Here is a 23,229-nt window from a genome sequence, read left to right on the forward strand (position 1 = left end):
GATCGCCCGATTTTCAACAAAAACAGAATTCGATAAAATTATTTGACAATGCCAAAAATCGATGCAGATTCAGACCCTGTAATTTTGCCCAAAGCAGGCGCTTTTTGAGCTTGGGCAATTCTGGGAACCAAAAATCCCTTCGCATAAATTTGAGGATTGTCTTGAGCGATTTGGATGTAAGATTGACGGACTGTGGCGTTCACCGCAACAGTCTTCGCGTCGTAGACTTGCATCGCCATGTTGGGATAAAAACCAATGCCGACAATCGGTATCAAAAAGCAAAATGCGATCGCCACTTCCCGAGGTCTAGCATCAATAAACGGTGCATCACCAGGCAAAACGCAACTATTACCGAAACAAACCGCTTCATCCAGATTGTTTCGCTGATTTTGCAAATTTAGATCCTCAAGGTCGCAAGCCGCTAGTGTCCCACAATTGTAAAATAACTGTCGCAGCATCGAGAGCAAATAAATCGGCGTCAAAATCACTCCAACCGCCGCCAGGAAAACTGTCACCGCCCGGAAAGAACCGCTGTACATATCGCTAGTTGCGACGCCGACAAACACTGACAATTCGCTAGCAAAACCGCTCATTCCGGGGAGTGCCAAAGATGCCAAAGCGCCTGCGGTAAACAAGGCAAACACTTTCGGCATGACTTTTCCAATCTCGCCCATCTCGTCCATGATCATTGTATGGGTGCGATCGTAAGTAACGCCAGCCAGGAAAAACAATACTGAGGCGATTAAACCGTGGGAAATCATTTGCAACAGTGCCCCATTGATTCCCAAATCCGTGAAAGAAGCAATACCCAACAGCACAAATCCCATGTGAGAAATCGACGAATTTGCTAAGCGGCGCTTCATGTTAGTTTGGCCGAAGGAATTCAGCGCGCCGTAGATAATATTGACCACGCCGAGCACCGCCATAATCGGTGCAAAGTAAACGTGTGCTTTGGGGAGAAGTTCCAAATTCAGGCGAATCAGTCCGTATCCGCCCATTTTCAGCAATACGCCAGCCAGAATCATCGACACGGGAGAAGATGCTTCGCCGTGGGCGTCAGGTAGCCATGTGTGGAAGGGGAAAATCGCCAGTTTCACACCGAAGGCAATAAACAATCCCGCATAAAGCAGTAATTCTAAACCCAGTGGGTAGTCTTTCAAGCCTAGTTCTACCATGTCGAAGGTGGGGGTGCCTCCGCCGTAGAATGCCATTGCTAAGGCAGCTATCAAAATAAAGATGGAAGCGCCTGCGGTGTAAATCAAGAATTTGGTAGCTGCGTAGCGGCGGTTTTGTCCGCCCCAAATCGAGATTAGCAGGTACACGGGAATTAATTCTAGTTCCCAGACAATGAAGAGTAACAGTATGTCTTGGGCGACGAACACTCCTATTTGTGCGGAGTACATCACCAGCATCAGGAAGTAGAAGAGTCGTGGCTTGCGATCGACTTCCCATGCAGCAAAAATAGATAGAGTCGTCACCAATCCCGCCAACAGTACCAGCGGAACTGAGAGTCCGTCAACGGAAACAGACCAGTTGAGGCCTAAAGAAGGTATCCAGGAATATTGTTCTACGATTTGGAAACTAGAGATACTCGGATCGTAATGAGTCCAAAACACCCAGCACATTAATACAAAATCTGCAATACCTACGCCTAGCGCATACCAGCGGACGGTTTTGCCGTCTGTATCGGGCAGAAAAGGGATGGCGAGGGAAGCTGCGAAGGGTAGGATGACTATTGCGGTCAGCCAAGGAAATTGATCCGCTATCATGATAGTGAGAATAAATACTTAGTTGGAAGTTACCAAGATTATAATACTAAATTTAATCAAAAATTAAGATTTGTAAATAAATCTTTTTTTTTTAGAGATATGCGGAGTAAATCCGCTAAACACAACTTGCTGCAAAAGTCAAGAAGTTTTGCAGTTATGAGTCAGGAGTCAATCGATTTTAGATTTTAGATTTTAGATTTTAGATTGACCCCACGGATCGAGTCGGGGGCTTGAGGATTTGAGATTTGAGATTTTCGATTGATTCCACGGATCGATCGCGTGGCGGGTACCACCTTTGAAATTCTTGGTCATTAGTCGCACTTTAGCGGTTGACAATTACCGATGACCGATTACTCTGTTGCCATGCAGTGGAAAACTGTGGTAAATATTCAGATCGATCGAGATAAAGTCAAGAGTCGATCGGCGAAAGATGCTATTAAAGGGAGATACGCCAATTGCGATCGCCATTTTTCCGGTATACCAGATTCTCCGTAAAAAGCCCCCGCCAACTGTCCGTAAACCGCACCAGTCGTATCCGCGTCGTCGCCCAAATTCACAGCCAACAAACAGCCTTCCGCAAAAGAAGAACTGTTGTAAAACGCCCAAAGTGCCGCCTCCAAAGACTTCACAACATAACCCGTACCTTTAATTTCAGGAGGTTGTCGCCGTTTAAAAGAACCCGCCGCAATCTCATCAATCTCTGCCACCAGCGGATTTGCTGCCCAATATTCCGAAATCGGACAATATCTTTCCGAAAGCAACACATCTTTAGCAACTCCATTCACAGCCCCCGCAATTAAAACACCAAAATAGCGGCAAGCATCCACACAAGTAGCAGCACCGTGAGTAGTTCTCGAACTTTCGGCAGATTTTTCTATGACTTCTAAAGGATTTTTAGCATAAAACAAAGGCACGGGAGCCAAGCGCATAATCGAACCGTTTCCAGCAGTCTGAGCATCGGTAAAACCGCAGTAAGGTTTTCTTGTATCTTCAAACTTCCAAAGTGCTTGTTGCACCGTATTGCCAATATCAAAACATTCACCATTGCTGCTCAAATGTCCGTCTGTACTCCACCGCAGATATGTTTCTAACTGATGGACTGGATCGAAACCTTGTTTCTCCATCAAACTTTCAGCCAAACAAAGCGCCATCGAAGTATCATCCGTCCACTCACCCGGTTGCAATCGAAACGGGCCGCCGCCAACCATATCGTTAATAGGCGCAAACGTTCCTGGGCGACAGAACTCTAAAGTTGTTCCGAGAGCATCGCCAACTGCTAAACCGAGAAGACTGCCGCGATAACGTTCTATTTGCTGCATAACGTAATTGAAAATTAATAATTAGTAAGCACGTTATTATTGAATTATCATAGCTTGTCAAAACTATTTCTCTCTTCTCCTCTCTATTCTCTTTCTCTGTGTCCTCTGCGCCCTCTGCGGTTAATAAAAAAAATCTTGTTCGCAAACGAAGCTGAGCCAAAAGACCGATCGAGCTAATATTGATGTTAACCTGTCCCTACCCGAGATCAAACTGTCCCATGACACCCGATGCCTCCGCCGCAGCCGCTGCTGCCGCCCCTCAATCAACACCCGAAGTCAGCTTAGAGTTGCAAGTCCGACTCAAGACAGAAGATGGACAGCTACTGTTGCTACTCCCCCCAGAAACCAACAGCGAACCCGCAACAGCTTCCGCCTCGACTTGGACTGAACTTTGGCAGCAGCTAAAAGTCAGGCTGAATGCAGGAGAACGCTTTTGGCAGCCAAACGCAGAAGTACAATTGATGGGGAACGATCGACTTTTAGATATCCGCCAACTGCAATCCATCGCCGATGCCCTATCTGAAGTGGAACTGCAACTCAAACGAGTCCACACCAACCGCCGCCAAACCGCCGTTGCCGCAGCTACGGCAGGTTATTGTGTAGAACAGCAGCCTCCGGTTTCTTCCCTGAATCAAGCCTCCGCCGAAAAACCGCAATCGCTGGCGGAACCTTTATATTTGCAGATGACAGTGCGATCGGGCGTAGAAATTCGCCATCCAGGCACCGTCGTACTTTTGGGAGACGTAAATCCCGGCGGCTCAGTCATCGCCGGAGGCGATATCCTAGTTTGGGGCCGTTTGCGGGGCGTCGTTCACGCCGGTGCCGGCGGCAACACCAAAAGCGTGATTATGACCTTGCAGATGGAACCGATGGTGATTAGGATTGCTAAGTATGTTGCCAGAGGCCCAGAAACCTCACCCGCTCAGTTTTTCCCGGAAGTCGCCTACGTGACACCTCAAGGGATTAGGATCGGCAGAGCCTCTGATTTTGATAAATCGCAGTTAGTTGGGGGTAATGGTTAGTTGACAGTTGACAGTTGACAGTTGACAGTTGACAGTTGTTAGTTGTTAGTTGTTAGTTGTTATTTGTTAGTTGTTACCAATTTTGACAAATCGCAGTTAATCGGGGGTAATGGTTAGTTGACAGTTGACAGTTGTTATTTGTTAGTTGTTAGCAATTACCAATTACCAATTACCAATTACCAATCGCCAATTGCCAATCACTAATTCCCAATAAATCTAAAATCGCTTATGGCTCGCATTATTGTTGTTACATCAGGGAAAGGCGGGGTAGGAAAAACCACCTCCACAGCCAATCTCGGCATGGCTTTAGCTAAGAGGGGGCGCAACGTTGCTGTAATTGATGCCGATTTCGGTCTCAGAAATTTGGACTTGCTGCTGGGCTTAGAAAATCGGATTGTTTACACGGCATTAGAAGTTCTCGCAGGAGAGTGTCGGTTAGAGCAAGCTTTGGTGAAAGACAAGCGACAGCCGCGCTTGGTGCTGTTGCCGGCTGCCCAAACTCGGATGAAAGATGCCATTAGCGCCGAGCAAATGAAGCAGCTTGTGGGGATGTTGGGAGCAAAATACGACTATATTTTGATTGACTCTCCTGCTGGAATTGAACAAGGTTTTCAAAATGCGATCGCCCCGGCTCAAGAAGGCATCATTGTCACCACTCCCGAAATTGCTGCTGTCCGCGATGCCGATCGAGTCATCGGCCTGCTGGAAGCCAACAACGTCAAGAAAATCAACCTGATCGTCAACCGGATCAGACCCGCAATGGTGCTGGCAAATGATATGATGTCGGTGCAAGACGTGCGGGAAATCCTCGCCATTCCGCTGTTAGGCGTCGTTCCCGACGACGAGCGCGTCATCGTTTCCACCAACCGAGGCGAACCATTAGTATTGTCGGAAACGGCCTCTTTAGCTGGAACTGCCTTCGACAATATTGCCCGCCGCTTAGAAGGCGAAAAAGTTGAATTTCTAGATATCAATCCCCGTCGGGAAAACTTCTTTACTCGCCTCCGCAAGTTCTTAAATACTAAAATTATGTGATGTGCTGATTGGCGATCGGTCTTTAACAGCAGCAACTCCATCACAAAAACTAGCCGAGATTTCCCCAAGTGACACCAGTTCCCAAAAATAATGAAACTGTAGGTCAACTCCAAACCATTAGGGAATGAGTGATTCCCAATCGAAAATCGAAAATCGAAAATCGAAAATCGTATAACGTTTTCTATGCCTAACCCTTGACAAATCAGCCCGACCCATGATACATACACTTCTCGAACGACTTTTCCCGCGCACCCCTGACAACAGCCGCGACGAGGTAAAACGGCGCCTCAAACTGGTTCTAGCCCACGATCGCTCAGAACTCAGCCCAGAAATGGTTGAGTCGATGCGCCGAGAAATTCTAGAGGTGGTATCTCGCTACGTGGAAATCGATACCACCGGGTCTGAGTTCTCGCTGGAGAGCGACCAGCGGGCCACAGCACTGATCGCAAATCTCCCGATCAGGCGAGTCAGGCACGAACATCCACCGGGGAATTTTCCCGAGAATTTGCCCCAAAATCTGCCAGAGAATCGACCCGAATATGTACCGGAGTATGTAGTCGAAAATCTCCCCGACATTAGAGATTAACAGGGGTGCATTTTCGCCTTGGTAAAAATATTTTTTTTATTTGATAGCGAGCTCGCAAGCGATCGCGAGTTTTGTCCAAGCGAGTTCTTGAAGATCGCTACAAAAACAAAACTGAGATGCTCCCTCAAAAACTCTTCTCGTTTATATACAAAATGTTTGAATATCCGAACAAATCACCGGATGAACGATCGCTCTACGATTCAATTGTTGTTGAGTTTCCAGCTTCATAATGCTCTCACCAAAATCACATTGCAGTTGCTTTGGCGAGAAATCATCGCTGGAATATTTCCTTGTTTTACCTGTTGCAACAATCCTTCTCGACTCGCACCCAAAACAATCACATCGCTGCGATCGAGTTTGGCATAACTCAACACTGCCACAGGCACAGAATCAGCACACACAGAAGTCGTCAAGACAGAAGTATTCACTTGGAGATTGAGAAACTGAGCGGCGGCTTTCAAGACTTGCTCAGTTGGTTCTAAACCAGCATTACCAGCTTGGCGCTGCTCAGAAGCATCGTATACATGAAATAATCTGACTTGTGCGGTTTTATTCAGAGAAATCAATGCAGGTAGCAACCGAACTGCTTGCTCGGCATTGGGTCCGCCTGCCATTGGCACCAACCACCGCTCAAATGTTGCTGGATCGCTTAACTTCACCAACACCACTTGACAAGCAGCTTGTCGAATCATAGTATCGACAACTCGACTAAATACCCGCCCCGGTGTTGTAGTGCTGCCTTTCCACCCCATTAAGACAAGATCGATATGTCGCTCTTCGATCGTTTGGAGAATGGCACCACACAAATCATGCGCCACTAGAATCTGGGTATGGATCGGAATTTGCCACGCTTGAGCTAAACGGGTTGCCTGCTTTAGTAGCTTTTGACCCTCCGCCGTTTTTACTGGAGTTTCTGCAAGCCCGTGATGTCTTTGCACAACAATCACCTGCAAACATTCAATTTCATAGTTGCGATCGCGGGCAATTGCCACTGCCATTTTTAACAGCGTCAGGGAAGTTTTGGGATTGCTCAACGGCACGAGGATGCGCCCTTTTCCCGTTTCGGGCGATCGGGTTTGGTAAATTATCCGAGCTCGTTCTACCTTGGGTTGAGCGAGACTTTCGCTGTTGAGATAAGCTGCTTCAACGTGAATGATATCGGTGCGGGTAATAATACCAACCAATCGCCGTCCTTCCACCACAGGTAAACTATTGAGATTGTGTCGGTCGAGTAAATGCAGCACGTAGGCAAGCGTATCTTCTGGGTGAATGCGAACGGGATCTGGTGTCATCAGATCGCTGACGAGATTCTCGCTATTCAATCCTCGTGCAGAAAAGTTGGCAATATCCTTTTGAGTTAAAATGCCGACAAGCTTGCCGTTTTCTACCACCGGAAACGTGCGGTGGGAAGACTGAGAAAACGCCTGCAACGCTTCTTCGAGCCGAATTCGACTAGAAAGCGTTTCTACTTTAGGCTGCATCACATCCAATGCAGTTAGATCTGTCCAAGGATCTTGAGCGCTCGTTTCTTTCGTCAGGTGAATGCCTTTAAAGGCGAGTAAGCGATCGTAAAGCGAACCCTCATCGAGCAATTCTGCAATCAAGTAAGAAGTCACAGATACGATCATCAGCGGCAACACTAAATTAAAGTCAGTCGTCATCTCAAACACCAGGATTACCGCAGTAATCGGAGTGCGAGCAACCGCACAGAAAAATGCCGCCATCCCAACCCGTGCATAAGTGGTTGCCAGACTTAAACCCAAAACTTGGTGTTCTGCGACTCCTACGAGGTATCCTAACGCTGCACCGAGTACCATGCTGGGAATCAGCAACCCGCCCGGTGCGCCAGAACCGTAGGTGACGACGATCAGAAAAAACTGGATGCAAAAGACGATCGCCACAAGTTGCCAGTCTGCATTTCCGGTTAAGAGGAGTTCTTTGAGTCCGGCATTGTCTCGAAATATATCTGGTAAGGCGGCGAGTGCAATTCCCGCGATCAGTCCAGCAAATCCGATTCGCCAGGGTAAGCTGACATGGAAAAAGCGGCGGTACAACGTCAAACTTGTCAGGATTGAGCGATTGAACAGCACGCCAAGTCCGCCTGCTAGAATTCCCAGCAGCAGGTAAAACGGAATCTCACCAGCAGAAAAGCTGGTATTAAAGACAACAAGATGCAGGTCTAAATCGAGATTGTGCGAACCACTGATCCGAGCGACAACTGACCCGATGAACGAAGCTAGGATCGCGGTTCCCAAGGTGATTCCTGACACGTCTTGCAACAGTTCTTCGACCACAAATAAAACACCTGCGATCGGCGCATTAAACGCGGCTGCAAGTCCAGCTCCGGCACCAGCAGCGAGGATCTGACGGCGATGATCCGGTGAAGTTGGGAACCATCGACTCAGTTGACTCGCTAACGCTGCCCCAATCTGTACCGTCGGTCCTTCTCGTCCGAGGGGCATTCCGGCAGCGAGTACGAGGGTGGCGCTGACCAACTTTACTAGGGCAATTCGCAAATTCAAAGGCATCGGAACGTTTGCGAGTACCGCCTTTACTTCGCTCATGCCGCTCCCGCTGGCGGCGGGAGCCATGCGATCGACAATCAATCCAGACAAGAATCCGCCTAGCGCTCCGATCGAGGGCAGCGCAATATACGCCGGGATTAAATGCGTTGCCTGCTGCCGCCAGCCGCCGAGCCAACCAACTCCTTGTGCCAACAACAGCGCAGCCAGTCCCGACACTAGCCCAATCAGGCAGGCTTCAAAAATTGCCAATCGCTTGGGACGCAACAGCAGATGCGAAAAGCGGCTCCAGATAAGTTTTCCGATGCGTATCATTTTGCCTTTGGGGAAAGTGCAGGCGTTGACGATAGCCGGTTAAAGCAGCGGTTTGGGGGACTCTGGATTTAGATCCGCAGGCTGTTGGGTCGGCGATCGCCAAAGCTGATGTGGGTGATGACTAAACCAGTAGTCTATCGCAATGCCACCAGCGAACAGCAGCAGCAATAAATATAATTCTGTTCGCCCAAAAATTTGGTTTGAGCGATCGGCGGGAGCGAATTTTCTCTCTTTGTCATCAAATTCGTCTTTCATACTTATCTCTACAAATTTATAAAAATGCTTTATTCTGACTGAAGCGGCTCCGCTCTTCATTCTTAACGAGCGTAGCCTCAACAAGTTTATGAAATGCTTTCTTTTAACTGAAGTTCTAAGGGTCGGTCGGAGCGAATTTCTAAGCCTGGTAACTCGTGTTTGACTAACATTTTTTCGCCTGTTTCACCAGTGGCGCTCGGCCAAAGTACCCAGCGGCTGCCAGGGGAAAGAGTGCTTAAAGTTGCAGAGTTTTGAGTCAGCCAAATTATCGGCAGTTTCGATCGATGATCGATCGCATCTTCCCCAGCATTAACCGCCGCTAAAGTTTCCAAAACTACCCGGTTCCCCGATACGAGTCCAGTCCCGGCAGTCCAAAGTTTGACGTTTAACAGGCGCTTGCTAGCATAGAAGTACAGGGATGCAGCTACAGTTACGGCTCGTTCAAATTCTTCTGGTTGCCACGCCGCAGCGCTGTCGAGAGCAATAATAATTTCTTGACCGCCGGCTGCAACTTCTAACTCTCTTACCCGCAGTTCTCCGTAGCGGGCGCTGGTGCGCCAGTGAATCAGACGGGTGGGGTCTCCGTGGCGGTAAGGTCTGAGGTTGCGGGTGAGACCTTCGGTAGCAGTTTGCGATCGGCTGCGATTGTAAAATTCCGGGCTGTCTTCTTGACCGATGCGATCGATCAAAGGGCAAGAGCTCAACGGCAAAACCTGCGGATAGACAACCGCCACAGCTTTCACCGGGCGGCTGCGCCGGCACCAAAACAAGCCTAAAGGCGCTGCCGTCCTCAAGTTTACCTCTTGCCACCGATAGACGCCGCGCTGCCGGACTTCCAGGTAGTATGTATTCGCGTACATACTCTTAGGCTCTATGACCTCGATCGGGCGGACGATCGGTTCTCCAAGTACAAACGGCAAGATGTCTACCACTTGCAACAGAGTCTTAGGTTCGCTGGCGCTATTTTCGATTTCTAGTTCGACGGTGATTCGATCGCCCGCACTCACCGGTTCGATCGGGCGGCGGCGGACTTCCAAGGAACGGAGCGATTTTCCCGGCAAAACCGCCGCTACTCCCAACAGCGCCAAACCCCCACCGCTAAGCGCGTACAGCCACCCAGACATTGTATTGGTCGCAGACCCAAAAAAGAAAACCGTCATCCCCAAGAGCAGCCAACCCGCGTAGGCGGGGGTAACAGCGCGATTTTCGAGCCAGTCGGCAATTTTGTGACCGATGTTCATAGGAGTTGCAATTGTTAATTACTCGATCGCCCCATCAAGCCTAATTGTAAAATATTCTCAGGATTTAGCACCGAATTAGCTGCGAGCCATTAGATTAGAAATCGGGCATTTTTTCGCAATAAATCTACATTCACCCCGCCCAAAAACGGATACAAGCCCCCGACACTCAGTCAGGGTCGATCCCCAAATTTTAGACTCTAGTTCCTGCTCCCAGATTAATCTGTGGAGTAAATCTCAAATCTCAAATCTCAAATCTAAAATAGACTGACTGGAGACCCAAAAATGAACCCATTAAACAATCCTACACCCGTTCAACCAGAGGCTCAAGCCCGCCGGCGAACACCGCCGCCGCCGCCGCCCTTGGCTGCAACACCCGCGCCTCCTGCACCCGCGCCTGCTGCGCCCCCAGCCCAGCAGCAGCAGCGGCCAGTCGAGACACCCGTCAGCACGATCGAGCAAATGGTCAGAGAAGCCCATGCAGCGAGCGCTTCCGACATTCACATTCGAGTCGGCCAAGTACCTCGATTTCGGATTCGGGGCGTCATGCAAGTAGCAACCAGCCACCCTAAAGTAACGCCAGAAATTTTTGAACATTATTTAGCCGAAATTCTCACCTCCGAACAGCGAAAACAGTTTGCAACTACCAAGGAATTAGATTCAGCAATTTTTTACCCGGGCTTCGTGCGGTGTCGGCTAAACTGTTTTGATTCCCTCAGCGGCGGTGCCATAGTATTGCGGTTGATCAGTTTGGAAATACCTACTATCGATTCCTTGAGGTTGCCAGAAGTTCTCAAAAATATCATTTTGCGATCGCAGGGATTAATATTGGTTACTGGGCCTACCGGTTCGGGAAAATCAACAACAGTAGCTGCGATGATCGACCACCTCAATCAGATGGAGCAAAAGCACGTAGTTACAATTGAAGACCCGATCGAATTCATTCACCCTTCTAAAAAATGCTTGGTCAGCCAGCGGGAAGTCGGCTTGCATACCCACGAGTTTCAACAGGCTTTGCGGGCTGTTTTGCGGGAAGACCCCGATGTGATTCTGATCGGGGAAATGCGCGATCGCGTTACCATCAATACAGCTTTGCAAGCAGCTCAAACCGGTCACTTAGTATTGGGAACTCTCCACACTCGCAGCGCCATTAACGCTATTAACCGATTGTTGAACCTCTACCCGCCCGAGGAACAACAGGCGATGCGGGTTCAAATTTGCGATTCTTTAGTAGCGGTAATTGCCCAACTTTTGCTGCCAACAGTTGACAACCGTCGGGTAGCAGTTCACGATATTTTGGTGAATACACCTGCCATGCACGATTACTTGATGAAAGGTGCTGATGACGAAGCTTTCCGGTTGATGGAACACGATACTTACGAAGGAATGCAGATTATCAACCAGGGTCTTTACAAACTGGTGCTTGAAGGCAGAGTGACGATCGAAGAAGCAGCAAAAACTTCTCCTGAAGCCAGCGATTTAGACCGTCGCTTGCGGACAGGAGGCTACGATCCTGCGGACGCTCGCGGCTTTGAAGGCAGCAAAAAAGAACGCGCCGTTCGTGCCAGGTAGCAGCACACATACAGGGGTAGGTACAGCAGGACTACCCCACCCATCAAGTAGCAATCTTTTCAGCAGACCGAAATATTTGGCGCTTTTGTGCGTATTTTTACTTAAATTTTAACTATATTTAGTATTGAAAAATACATTTTAATTAAGTTGTAAAATGCTACAATCAATTTCTAGTGTATTGTTAAGTTTTTTAAACGCCGCTCTACTTTACATTAACTTTAAAATAGCGTGAAAACTCGCAGGTGATTGCAAAGAAATCGTAAAGATATGTTCAGAGTATTGCCAACAGTCAGCAACCTAAGTTTATAGTTGTAGAGACAAATTTTGGACAGAGAACGTTCCGATTTAGCCGATCGCCAAAGTAAGCAGGTAAAAAAAGCGCTTAATAAAACTACAAGTAGGCTTAATACAAGCAATTAGTAGCAGAGCCGAGCGCGTGTCTTTCCGGTTCAGTGGCTTTCAGTCTAAAAAATCCTAAAACCAAGCAGACTTTTAAAGATTCTGTTCCTCGAAAACCTGTTTAACAACTCGCTTATCAGCAACCGTGTTTCTATAATTTAAAGGAGCCAAAAAAGTGAAGAGTGCATTTAACCCCTCAGAAGTGTTTGAAGGTGCCAGCAAAGCAGAAATCATCGATCGCATCCAGCAGCTAGTTCCCCCGGGTTCCCCGGAACCGCAACATCCTGAAATCCTAGCGGCCTTACAAACTCTCACCGCACAGCTAATCTCGGCCTATCAAGCCGACGGACAATTAGAAAACGAGCCTTTTAGCGACGTGCGCGATCGCACCATTCACCTATACACATCCGCAGTCAGCAGCAAAATCAAAGGAAAAACCATCCTCATCACCGGTGGAGAAGGATGTGTCGGTAGTTTCTTAATCGCCAAACTCCTCGAATTAGGCGCAACTAAAATCATTTCTGCAGACAACGCCCGATGTCAAAACCCCGAAGAAAATCTCCCGCTTTTTACCAGAGAAGGTGCAGTAACTTTCTATGCCGTTGACATTCGCAACTTCGAGGCGCTGAAACACATATTTGAGGTAGAAAAACCAGAAATTGTTTTTCACTTAGCAGCCCAACGCCAACCCGGACTAGCTGAAATCAAAATCAGAGAAACAGTTACAACCAGCCTGTTAGGATGTAAAAACATCATCCAACTGTGCGAAGAATACGGCATAGAACACTGCATCTTCTCTTCCACAGGCAAAACATCTCGATATTTTACAACCGAAGTTTACGCCGCCTCGAAGAAGTTTGCCGAATGGCAATTTGCCAAAGCAGCTCAAGAAGGAAATGTCACTTACGGGATGGTTCGCTTTACTCATATGTTGGAAAATAGCTTGTTCTGCGAGCAAATGTCCAAAAAAGTACAGCAAGGTAAAACAGTCAACGTTCACGCTCCCCACCGCTACGTAACCGCTCAAAATCTTGTCGAAGCCGTACATTTATTGCTGAATTCACTGGTTGTGTCCGTTCCCGGAAAACTGAAATTTGTCGCAGTGAGTAATCTCGGGTGGCCGACAGAAACCTTGGAAGTAGCTCTTTATAAAATTCTTGAATCAGGCAAAAATCTGCCGATTTATTTTCAAGGACTTTTGCCGGGATACGAAGAACCGTTTTTCCTTGGACAGTTTGACTGGAAAAAACCTACAGACATTCACCTCCTAATTAATGTTCTGGAAGATCCTTTTAGAATTGTTGACGATGCTGGCGACATGGTGAGTGTAGAATTAGCTCCTTTTTCTTTGCGCGTGTTAGATAAACAAGTGTCGAAGCTGGAAAGCTTAATCGGCGATCCAGATTTCCCGGAAGTGCAAATCAAGCACGCTCTTGTCGCAGCGGAAAAAAAAGTGATTGCTTCCTCTTTTGCGTGGAGTTCCCCCCAAGACTTGTTGAAGATTTTGCAGTGGGGAATCCATCCGAAGAAATTGCAAGGTTACGGAACGGAAATCGCTGACTACAGCGAGATTATCGAACTCCTCCTGCAAGGAATTTACGGCAGACTCGATCGAGAAGTGTTGCACAGTGCTGGAGTTACTGTTGATGAATTTGATGACTTAGTTGAGAGTCTTTCGACGCTGGATTCTATTCAAGCAGAAGTGGGGTATTTGCGATCGGTGTCGAGATATCTCAGAGAATTTGCACCCACCGCACAGTTCAGCGTCAAAAAATCTGAACCTGTTGCTGTCCGGGATGCAGCGTAGCTTGAAAATAGTTTTGAGTTTGGAAATTGCTTCCTGACTGGCAACCCACAGGGGATGAATCAGTTAAACATCGCCTAAGTGTTTAGTTGATTAAAAACAGAACACCCAGAAACCTGGTTTCTTTTAGAAACCGGGTTTCTCCAGTCTGGGCGTGTTTGAGGTTTAATTAAATTGATTTACTTAACATTGTCAGAATCGATATGATATAATATTATTTCTGAATCAAACAACCGCCATCAAATTAATTGGTAGTGAGGACGCCAGTCCTAGTAGTTTTATGAGGACTTAAGTCTTTACAACAAAGGTGATTTTTTCAGAGCATGATACGATCGTACTTTAGATAGCTTTGTGCATTGAGTTAACAAAGGGGCAATTTTATTAAATGAACTCAACGAAATCAGTAAATTAAATTAAGGTACTAGAATTGTGGAAATTAATCAGCTACTGTTCCTATTTATTGATGTTGTGCTGTGGGCGATCGCCCTGATCCTTCTAATTCCCGTTGCAGTTCTATTTCTAGAATGCAGTGCAGCTTTCTTCTCCGGCTTCCGCCCCACAGCGGAAACAAAAGCGCCCCGCCCCAAAGTAGCCGTTTTAATTCCCGCTTACAACGAAGCAGCAGGAATTGCCGCCACCATCTCTACCATATTGCCGCAGCTAACATCTCAAGACCGCCTGTTAGTGATTGCTGACAACTGCACGGACGCCACGGCAGAAATCGCCCGTAACTCCGGTGCAAGTGCGATCGAGCGCCAAGACACACAGCGCAAGGGCAAAGGATACGCACTGGATTTCGGCTTGCAGTCGATCGAATCCGACCCCCCAGAAGTAGTCATCATGGTTGACGCAGACTGCATCTGTCAGCCAGACTCTATAGAAAAATTAGCCCGGGTTGCAGTTGCCGAACAAAGACCGGTGCAAGCGACTTATCTCATGGAACAGCCGCCCAATCCTACTCCGAAAGATTCAATTTCTGCTTTAGCCTTTCTCGTGAAAAACTTAGTCCGTCCCAGCGGATTAAAACAGTTAGGATTTCCATCATTGCTAACAGGAACTGGCATGGCTTTTCCCTGGTCGATAATTCGATCGGTTACTCTAGCCAGCAGCAATATTGTTGAAGATATGCAGATGAGTTTGGATTTGGCGATCGCCGGATATCCAACCGTTTTCTGCCCCGAAGCCAACGTCACCGGGTGTTTGCCGCAGCAGCAGCAAGCAGCCAAAAGTCAAAGAACCCGATGGGAACACGGTCACATACAAACATTGTTAACTCAAACTCCCCGGCTGACAGCAGCATCTGTCGAGCAAAAACGTTTTGACTTATTGGCGATCGCCCTTGACTTATCCGTCCCTCCCCTTTCGCTGTTAGTCGCTATCTGGCTAGCAGCTTTTGTCGCCTCATTACTAGCAGCAACCCTCGGAACATCTCCAATTCCGGCCGTCTTGTTAGGACTACAAGGATTGCTAATTTTAATTTCAATTGTCAGCGCTTGGGCTAAATTTGGGCGTGCCGACATTTCCGGTTCCACTTTGTTATCCGTACCTTTTTACATACTCTGGAAAATCCCTTTGTATCTGGGTTTTCTGCTCAAGCGCCAAACCAAATGGGTGCGAACAGAACGCGATGTTTAATATTTTGATTGAGATTGTTTAACCGCAGATATCTGCGGTTAAAAAACATTATAGCGGTTCTCAGAAAGATGAGGTACGTAGTTGGGCTTGGGCCCTCAAGCGTCTGGGTGGTTATGTAAGCTGTCAGTCATACCTCATCTTTTTGAGAAAGGCTATATATAAAAATAAAAACTTAATACAGCATATTCCATGTATGTGCGGTACATACAATAAGAGTCGTAAGTAAGGTGCGTCGCCACGCATCAATCTGCAAGTTCCATTGAACCTGCTCCGCAGCGACGCACCCTACATAACACGTACCGCACAATATAGCTTTATAGTGTACTTCACGAACCACCGAATATGCTGTAAAAGCTCACCGCTCCACCGGAATTTCGATCGCAAACTCAGTCCCTTCACCCGGTGCGGAAATGCACATTAGCTTCCCGCCGTGTTTCTCTACCACAATCTGATAGCTGATACTCAACCCTAAACCAGTACCTTTACCTACGTCTTTTGTAGTAAAGAAAGGGTCAAATATTCGCGATCGTACTTCCTCTGTCATCCCAGGGCCATTATCAGCAATATAAATTCTCACAAAGTTTTTGTCGCATACCTCAGTCCGAATCTGAATCTTTCGCTCCAAGATTTGAGATAAAGGATTTTCTAGTTTTGCAGTTGTCTCGCGTCGCTCAACTGCTAACTCCACCGCATCAATTGCATTGCTCAAAATATTCATAAACACCTGATTTAACCCAGAAGCATAACAATTTACTTTCGGCAGTTCACCGTAGTCTTTAACTACCTCAATGCCATGTCCGAGTGCATCCTTTTTCAACCTGTGCTGCAAAATTAGCAGAGTTGAATCAATCCCGGAGTGAATATCCACGGGTTTCATCTCGGCTTCATCCAGGCGCGAGAAATTCCGCAGCGACAGCACAATATTGCGAACGCGATCGACCCCAACCTGCATCGATTTCAGAATTTTGGGCAAATCTTCTTGAATAAAACAAAGATCGATATCTTTTGTTTGATCGACAATCTCAGGAGTAGAATTTGGGTAAGACTTCTGGTAAACCTCAATCAATCTTAGCAAATCCGAGCTATAATCGCTAGCGTGGATGACATTGCCATAAATGAAATTAATGGGATTGTTGATTTCGTGAGCAACACCCGCCACCAACTGCCCCAAAGAAGACATTTTTTCAGTTTGAATTAGTTGACTCTGGGTCGAGCGTAATTCGCACAAAGTAACTTCTAACTGTGACGCTTTTTCTCTCAATTGCGCCTCCGACTGCCGCAAAGCATCCTCCGCCAACTTGCGATCCGTAATGTCCTGGATAGTCCCAAATAACTTAACAACCTTACCAGTATCAAAAATAGCTTGTGCTTTAACAAAAATATATCTGAGAACTCCATCAGGTCGCCAAAATCTCAACTCAAACTCACAAGGATTTCCTGACTGAACAATTTCCTCTAATTGCTCTAACCAAAGCGGTAAGTCATCTGGATGAATCTGCTGTTTGTGTTCTAAAATACTCGGCTCTAGTAATTGAGGATGGCGATCGAAAATTCGGAATACTTCATCAGACCAAGTTAATTTATCCCCCTCCAAATCAAATTCCCAGTTACCCAGGTGCGCGAGTTTTTGAGCTTCTTGCAGCTTTGTTTCTTTAGTCTTTAATTCCTGCGTGCGCTCTTCTACTCTCACCTCCAGCGTCCGCGAATAATCCTCCAACTGTTCCTTCGCCGCCGACAAATTAGCAACTAGCACTGCATTTTTCAGAGATATAGCCGCTTGGGAAGAAAGTATTTTTAAAATCTCCAATCTAGTTGGAGAAAACGCTTCTGAAGTTAAATTATTTTCAAGATAAAGAATACCTACGAGTTTGCTTTGATTCACAATCGGAGTACAAAGCGCCGATTTCACTTGCTGCCCTTTAATATAGGGGTCATGCGTAAATAAACCTTCCGTAGCCGCCTCTCTTAAAACTACATCAGAGTGCGTCCTTGCAACATAATTAATCACCGTTATTGGCAAAACCTCCGCTGGAGCCACTGTCGGACATTGCTCAACTGCAATATCTGAAGACTCCACCGATGCCGCTGCTTGAATCACCAATTTTCCTGCTCTGGGCATCAACAGAAAACCTTTTTGTGCCCCAGCATTCTCGACCGCTATTTTCATTAATTTTTCTAACAACTTGTCCAGCACAATTTCACTAGATAGCGCTTGAGATGCTTTCACAACAGTTGTCAAATCTAATAAACTGTTGTGACTGTTGCTCGTGCTATAATTAGTGCTAGTAATAGTTCGATCGCCGCTCGGTTTTGTCGCCGATGCAGGGGGCAAAGACATCGGATACTGGGACTCCAAATGTTTGACCTTGGCGGTTGCTCCCCAATGAATATAGCCGTAGTAAGCATCTATCAGATAAATCTCAGCCACTTTTTTTCGATCGCAAGCCAGATAAAATTCTGCGGCTAGTTCGTTTGCTAGCGCTTCTTCGTGGATGTATTCATTCTTCGATGCTCCGATCACCGCTCGATCGTAATACTGAGCAGCTTTTTCATATTCTCCCAATACTCGCGCTTTTTCTGCTTCTACTAAGTCATATTTGTGCTGATAATTGCCCGGAGAATTCAAAGCCCAATGCTTCATTCTTTTCTGAAGTGAAGCCACTTTTTTTAAATGTTTTTTCTGTTCATTTTTTGAAGCTGCAGGATACAAAGCTAAGAGCGCTAGAGAATAGTAAAAATTGTGGAGGGGAACATACATCAGGGACATCACAGCCTCAGAGTAATTTGATGCTGTCCTGGCATTTTCAGCCGATTTAGCATAATCTTTAAATACATAATGCAGCCATGATTTATACAAATACACTACAAAAGTTACCAGATTATTTTGACTCTCCTTTAAAGCTGGCAGCATAGTTTCTTCATTAAACTTTTCGCCAACTAATAAACTAGAATTTGCTGTTTTACCTTGCAAATTTAAGACTACTTGCGCCGCAACTCTGGCTTGATAAATCATAAATTCATTCTTATAATTCACCAACATTTGAATATATTGACTCTGCTTAGTCTCGACTGACTCCAGAGGTTCGCCGCTCAAAAATATATAATTGCTGTAAAAACTAGCACAATAACAAGCATTGTTGACATCTCCAGTTTCTAGTCCGCTCTGAATACCCTCAAGTAAACCGATAAGACTTTCCCTGACCTGTTCAGACCAGGGACGGATAAAAATATTAAAAATTAGTGAAATTTGAGAGTTGTACAAGTTGGTGTTGAATCGTTCTAAAAGTGCCTGAGCCATTTGACCGTATCGGTATCCAGAATCCATATCGCCTAACACCCCACACTGCATCGTACCGTAGTTTGCATAGCCGAAACTAGACAGCGGTGCATTCCCGTATTTCAGAGAAAGTGTAACCATTTTAAATATAATCGGTGGGAACATATTGGGTACTACTACAAAAGCAGCCGGAGTCATTTTTGTTAAAATCCGTATAGCCGCAATTTTATTAGCGTCAGTCATTGGCGGCAAATCAGCTAAATCCTCAATCTGTGTGTTTCCCACAGCTAATTTTGTCCGTATTAGCCCCATAATAATATTAAATTTAGTCGGTTTTTTAGAGATGTAAACTCCCAGCAATTTCAAAGCTTCTATAGCTATATCTATCGAAGCTTGGAATTGATTTTGATTAAAGTAGAAAACAACTTTTAGCTCGTAAACTTTGACTTTTTCTAGCAAGTTTTTGGCAAGGAATATAATAACATTTGATAGCTGGAACGCTCGCTCAAAATCGGTATTTATATAGGACGATTCCAGCGCTTCGAGATGAAGTTCAATGATTAAATTGTAGTGAATATCCCAAGCTTGTTCTGGTAGAAGTTCTATACCTGCATTAAAATATTTGAGCGCTGCTTCATAGGCGGCAGAACTCTTAGCTTTCTTGCCAGCTATAAGATTAAAGTTAGCTAGTTCATCTCGCTTTTGTTGATTTGTGATGAATTCCACCCCGATATTGAGTTGGTTGACAATATCAAAGATATTTTCTGCTATCTCCGATGCCGGAGTTGAATTCAGCAGCAGGGTGCCGATTTTTAAGTGGGTTTGTTGTTTCTGGGAGTCAGGGATCAGAGAATAGGTGGCTTGCTGTACGCGATCGTGGAAAAACCTGTAATAAATTGAGCGTTGCATAATTGCGGGATGATTTTGATTGTTTTGTGGGATGGGCGTCCCGCCCGTCCGGTGTGTTTTCACAATTTCCTCATCAACCAGGGGAATTTTGTAAGCATCGCTCATTGGCAGAATTAAACCAGCTTGCAGCGCATCCCATAAATCCGCCGCCGTTTCCGAGCCGGATTTTTCCCTCACAATTGCCAAATTTTCTAAACTAAAACGGTTGCCTATACAAGCAGCTAATTTTAATACTTGCTGCGTCTCCTCCGGCAGTTGTTTCAGATTCCGAGCAACTAATTCAACGACACTGTAATCGGCAATGCCAGCGGCTTCAATTTCCGTGATGTCCCACTGCCATGCACCAACAGTGAAATCAAAAACTAACAGTTGTTCTGAGTGAATAGTTGAGAGAAGTTGAGTTATAAAAAATGGATTTCCGCCAGTTTTATTAAAAATTAACTCTGTCAAAGACTTTAACTTTTCAGTTTCATTACCCAAAGTATCGCATACTAGCTCAGTTACGCTGCTCAAATCTAAACATGGGAGGATTATGTGATGCACCTGAGCACCAGTCTGTTGAATTTTTTCGACCGTTTGAACTAACGGATGAGTCGAATTTACTTCGTTATCTCGATAGGCTCCTATCACTAAAAAATATCGGCTATCCCGGTCAGTAACTAATTCTTGAATCAACTTTAAGGAAGCTAAATCGGCCCACTGCAAATCATCCAAAAATAAAACTAATGGGTGTTCTGCTTGGGCAAAGACATTCAGGAATTCTTTGAAGAATCGATTAAAGCGATTTTGAGATTCTGCAGGCCCCAATTGTGGAACAGCAGGCTGCGAACCAATTATTAGTTCAAAAGAAGGGACAACATCAATAATAATTTCACCGTTTGTACCCAGCTTTGACAAAAGCTTTTCTTTCCAAATTGCCAACTCTTCTGAGCTTTTTGTTAATAACTGCTGCATCAATGAATCAAACGCTTGAGTTATTGCAGCATAAGGAATATCCCGCTTAAACTGGTCAAATTTGCCAGCAATAAAATAACCCCGCTGGCGTACAATTGGTTTGTGAATTTCACTGACAACTGAGGTTTTACCGATGCCTGAGTAACCGCTTACCAACACCATTTCAGTTTTTCCAAAGCTGACTCGCTCGAAAGATGCCATCAAATCAGCGACTTCTTGTGTGCGGCCGTAGAGTTTTTGGGGAATCAAAAATTGACCGGATTTGTCAAGTATCCCCGGCATGAAATTTTCGATTTTGCCAGTATTTTGTAGCTGGGTTAAACAATTTTCCAGGTCTGCTTTTGCTCCAAAGGCACTTTGATATCGGTCTTCGGCATTTTTAGCTAATAGTTTCATGACAATGGATGAAACCATCTGCGGGACTTCACTGTTTAGTTGACTGGGAGGAACTGGCGTCACTGCAATGTGACTGTGAATTAATTCTAAGGGGTCGGTTGAATTAAAGGGCAACACTCCTGTGAGCATTTCATAAAACGTGATGCCTAGAGAGTACAAGTCAGTTCGGTAGTCGAGGTCGCGGTTCATCCGACCAGTTTGCTCTGGGGATATATAGGCTAGAGTGCCTTCTAACACAGTAGCATTGCTATTTTGATGCACCTCTCTAGATAGGCGCGTTGCCATGCTAAAGTCGGTGATTTTTACTTGTTTAAAATCTGAGGTAATGATAATATTTGAGGGTTTTATGTCTTTATGAATAATCTGATTTTGATGCACTTCTCCGAGAGTTTTAGTCACTTGAATAGCCAGACGCAAAAAATTCTTAATTTTAATACTTTTACCCGCTTGATGGTCTTTGAGAGATTGACCGCCACAATCTTCTAAGATCAGAGCGAAACTGTTTTTATATTTTTCTAAGCTATAGGGTTTGACAATCCCTTCGAGTTTGAGATTTGAGCTAATTTTGTATTCATGTCTCAAACGGGTAATTTCTTCTATTGTGGGATATTCGGTATTGAGTGTTTTAATGATGACTGGCGCTCGATCTGACTCTCTGACTGCGCGATAAATGATGGACTTCACACCAACTTGAACAACTTCTGTGATTTTGTAACCGGGAAGTGCATTCATGGCTTTGATTCTCTGACGAAGTGTTGGGTTAACCTCGCCCTTGATGTCGATCGGGGCGCGGGCGGACGGTACTTAAGTATTTTTAGATGTTTATATAACTTTAGATACATTAAAATTAAGTAATTATTCTGTATTTTTCAAGGTAAGTCGATGCTTAAAGGTTTAAAGCGTGTAAACTGGCTGACAACAGCACATCTGCTAGGAGATTTCGCTGAGATGTGCGGTATGACACTTTACGCAGTTGAGCATTACAATATTGTAACAAGTCGGTTATGCCGATCGTACACCTGACCGACAAATCCCGATCGATTCAAGGTTTAGCTCGATGTTTGAGCCTTGTCACCAAGAACGAATGGGACGCTGTGGGCTTGAAAACGGAGGTTTACGCGATCGAGAACACAATTCTCTGCGATCTAAAACACAAGATGTATGTGATTTAACTCACATACATCTTGTGATTAAGTCATTAGCCTATTGAACGAAATCAGGTGGCTCACGATGAAAGAAGTATTAACTTTAATTGAAAAGAAGAAGCAAGAATTTGCTAAATCTGGGCTATTTGAGTTTATGCGGGACAACAGTATAAACCCAAGACAGCGCCTAGCTTTCGCTCCCTGCGTTGCTCCTTTCGTTATGAGCTTTGGTGAATTTAACAAGTATGTCTTCCGAGAAGAACCAACCAACGATCCACTTCAGGCAATAGTCAACAATCATACTTATGAAGACGATCATCACTGGTTGTGGTTTTTGGAAGATTTGGAAACACTCGGTATTAACAATACCGTGAAGTTCAGCGATACTTTGAATTTTCTCTGGAATGAAGAAACAAAAGCTTCGCGGTGGGTAACACATCAAATTTTTCGATATGCTTTTGGAGCTAGTCCGATCGCGAAGCTAGCAATCTTGGAAGTGATAGAAGCAACCGGTAATGTCTTCTTTTCAACTGCCGCACCAATTGCCCAAGAACTGCGAACAATTACCCAAAAGGAGTTGCTTTATTTTGGCTATTTTCACTTAGCAGTGGAAACAGGTCATACTACAGGGACGCCGGAAGGGGGTCAATTGATTAAAAACATACAACTGACAGAAGAGACTCGTCAAGAGGCTTTTAAAATAGTTGAGAAGTTGTTTGAAGTTTTCACCGAACTGACGGCTGAGCTTCTGGTTTATGCAAAAACGCATAGTTTTGAGCAACCTTTTGCCAAAACCAGCGATATTTTGCAACCTTTAAAAGCTGGGTAGCTTACCAGATGTCAAAGTTTTAACTCTTAGAACTAGGCAATCTTCATCAGACAAAACTTATTACTTACAAGGAGACTCATCATGTCAGAAGTTAACAGCAATTCTTCAACTGCGATCAATGAGCTAGCACCGACTATGACCCACACTTGGACAGAGAATCTGGATATTGCTCACACTTGGACAGAGAATCTGGATATTGCTCACACTTGGACAGAGAATCTGGATATTGCTCACACTTGGACAGAGAA

14 protein-coding genes are annotated in these 23,229 nt (G+C 45.5%); 8 read left to right on the forward strand and 6 right to left on the reverse strand.

What is annotated here, in order from left to right:
• Positions 1–38: 38 nt before the first annotated feature.
• Positions 39–1,769 carry an NAD(P)H-quinone oxidoreductase subunit 4 gene (locus tag QUA56_RS08350; protein ID WP_333355707.1) on the reverse strand — a complete coding sequence of 577 codons (1,731 nt, stop codon included), beginning with the start codon at positions 1,767–1,769 and terminating at the stop codon, positions 39–41.
• A gap of 389 nt (positions 1,770–2,158) precedes the next feature.
• Positions 2,159–3,088 (reverse strand): ADP-ribosylglycohydrolase family protein, encoded by a 930-nt coding sequence (locus tag QUA56_RS08355; RefSeq protein ID WP_333355710.1) that lies wholly within the window; start codon positions 3,086–3,088, stop codon positions 2,159–2,161.
• Positions 3,089–3,306: 218 nt separating this feature from the next.
• Here QUA56_RS08355 and minC point away from each other — a divergent pair, with 218 nt between their 5' ends.
• From minC to minE, 3 genes are all read left to right on the forward strand, one after another.
• Complete coding sequence (minC, locus tag QUA56_RS08360) at positions 3,307–4,110, forward strand: septum site-determining protein MinC (protein WP_333355713.1); 804 nt, start codon at positions 3,307–3,309, stop codon at positions 4,108–4,110.
• A gap of 228 nt (positions 4,111–4,338) precedes the next feature.
• Positions 4,339–5,145 (forward strand): septum site-determining protein MinD, encoded by an 807-nt coding sequence (gene minD, locus QUA56_RS08365; protein WP_333355716.1) that lies wholly within the window; start codon positions 4,339–4,341, stop codon positions 5,143–5,145.
• Between the two features lie 214 nt (positions 5,146–5,359).
• Positions 5,360–5,731, forward strand: a complete 372-nt coding sequence (minE, locus tag QUA56_RS08370; protein WP_333355719.1) for a cell division topological specificity factor MinE — start codon at positions 5,360–5,362, stop codon at positions 5,729–5,731.
• Positions 5,732–5,955: 224 nt separating this feature from the next.
• Here minE and QUA56_RS08375 read toward each other — a convergent pair whose 3' ends face one another.
• The 3 genes from QUA56_RS08375 to QUA56_RS08385 all read right to left on the reverse strand — a co-directional run bounded on the left by QUA56_RS08375 (position 5,956) and on the right by QUA56_RS08385 (position 10,064).
• On the reverse strand, positions 5,956–8,568 hold the full coding sequence (locus tag QUA56_RS08375) for a chloride channel protein (RefSeq protein ID WP_333355722.1): 2,613 nt from the start codon (positions 8,566–8,568) through the stop codon (positions 5,956–5,958).
• 39 nt (positions 8,569–8,607) lie between these two features.
• Positions 8,608–8,823, reverse strand: coding sequence for a hypothetical protein (locus QUA56_RS08380; RefSeq protein ID WP_333355725.1), 216 nt, complete (start codon positions 8,821–8,823; stop codon positions 8,608–8,610).
• A gap of 86 nt (positions 8,824–8,909) precedes the next feature.
• Positions 8,910–10,064 carry a DUF58 domain-containing protein gene (locus QUA56_RS08385; protein WP_333355728.1) on the reverse strand — a complete coding sequence of 385 codons (1,155 nt, stop codon included), beginning with the start codon at positions 10,062–10,064 and terminating at the stop codon, positions 8,910–8,912.
• Positions 10,065–10,346: 282 nt separating this feature from the next.
• Between QUA56_RS08385 and QUA56_RS08390 the strand changes: the two genes are divergently transcribed.
• From QUA56_RS08390 to QUA56_RS08400, 3 genes are all read left to right on the forward strand, one after another.
• The gene (locus QUA56_RS08390) at positions 10,347–11,633 is read left to right on the forward strand and encodes a PilT/PilU family type 4a pilus ATPase (RefSeq protein ID WP_333355731.1); all 1,287 of its coding nucleotides are present in this window, start codon (positions 10,347–10,349) and stop codon (positions 11,631–11,633) included.
• Positions 11,634–12,207: 574 nt separating this feature from the next.
• Complete coding sequence (locus tag QUA56_RS08395) at positions 12,208–13,839, forward strand: polysaccharide biosynthesis protein (RefSeq protein ID WP_333355734.1); 1,632 nt, start codon at positions 12,208–12,210, stop codon at positions 13,837–13,839.
• Positions 13,840–14,265: 426 nt separating this feature from the next.
• Positions 14,266–15,471: a glycosyltransferase family 2 protein gene (locus QUA56_RS08400; RefSeq protein ID WP_333355739.1), complete on the forward strand. Its 1,206-nt coding sequence runs from the start codon at positions 14,266–14,268 to the stop codon at positions 15,469–15,471.
• A gap of 355 nt (positions 15,472–15,826) precedes the next feature.
• Here the strand turns inward: QUA56_RS08400 and QUA56_RS08405 are convergent, their stop codons facing one another.
• The gene (locus QUA56_RS08405; protein WP_333355742.1) at positions 15,827–21,739 is read right to left on the reverse strand and encodes an AAA family ATPase; all 5,913 of its coding nucleotides are present in this window, start codon (positions 21,737–21,739) and stop codon (positions 15,827–15,829) included.
• 272 nt (positions 21,740–22,011) lie between these two features.
• On the opposite strand from QUA56_RS08405, the gene QUA56_RS08410 reads away from it, so the two are divergent.
• Both QUA56_RS08410 and QUA56_RS08415 read left to right on the forward strand, forming a co-directional pair.
• Positions 22,012–22,179: a hypothetical protein gene (locus QUA56_RS08410; protein WP_333355745.1), complete on the forward strand. Its 168-nt coding sequence runs from the start codon at positions 22,012–22,014 to the stop codon at positions 22,177–22,179.
• A 58-nt stretch (positions 22,180–22,237) separates the two neighbouring features.
• Positions 22,238–22,981: a hypothetical protein gene (locus QUA56_RS08415; protein ID WP_333355748.1), complete on the forward strand. Its 744-nt coding sequence runs from the start codon at positions 22,238–22,240 to the stop codon at positions 22,979–22,981.
• Positions 22,982–23,229: the final 248 nt, after the last annotated feature.

The organism is Microcoleus sp. N3A4, from assembly GCF_036701805.1.
Lineage (GTDB): Bacteria > Cyanobacteriota > Cyanobacteriia > Cyanobacteriales > Microcoleaceae > Microcoleus.

Bases quoted from the DNA above. Each gene is read 5' to 3' on its own strand.
- QUA56_RS08350 (WP_333355707.1), bottom strand. From the start codon at position 1,769: ATGATAGCGGATCAATTTCCTTGGCTGACCGCAATAGTCATCCTACCC.
- QUA56_RS08355 (WP_333355710.1), bottom strand. From the start codon at position 3,088: ATGCAGCAAATAGAACGTTATCGCGGCAGTCTTCTCGGTTTAGCAGTT.
- minC (WP_333355713.1), top strand. From the start codon at position 3,307: ATGACACCCGATGCCTCCGCCGCAGCCGCTGCTGCCGCCCCTCAATCA.
- minD (WP_333355716.1), top strand. From the start codon at position 4,339: ATGGCTCGCATTATTGTTGTTACATCAGGGAAAGGCGGGGTAGGAAAA.
- minE (WP_333355719.1), top strand. From the start codon at position 5,360: ATGATACATACACTTCTCGAACGACTTTTCCCGCGCACCCCTGACAAC.
- QUA56_RS08375 (WP_333355722.1), bottom strand. From the start codon at position 8,568: ATGATACGCATCGGAAAACTTATCTGGAGCCGCTTTTCGCATCTGCTG.
- QUA56_RS08380 (WP_333355725.1), bottom strand. From the start codon at position 8,823: ATGAAAGACGAATTTGATGACAAAGAGAGAAAATTCGCTCCCGCCGAT.
- QUA56_RS08385 (WP_333355728.1), bottom strand. From the start codon at position 10,064: ATGAACATCGGTCACAAAATTGCCGACTGGCTCGAAAATCGCGCTGTT.
- QUA56_RS08390 (WP_333355731.1), top strand. From the start codon at position 10,347: ATGAACCCATTAAACAATCCTACACCCGTTCAACCAGAGGCTCAAGCC.
- QUA56_RS08405 (WP_333355742.1), bottom strand. From the start codon at position 21,739: ATGAATGCACTTCCCGGTTACAAAATCACAGAAGTTGTTCAAGTTGGT.
- QUA56_RS08410 (WP_333355745.1), top strand. From the start codon at position 22,012: ATGCCGATCGTACACCTGACCGACAAATCCCGATCGATTCAAGGTTTA.
- QUA56_RS08415 (WP_333355748.1), top strand. From the start codon at position 22,238: ATGAAAGAAGTATTAACTTTAATTGAAAAGAAGAAGCAAGAATTTGCT.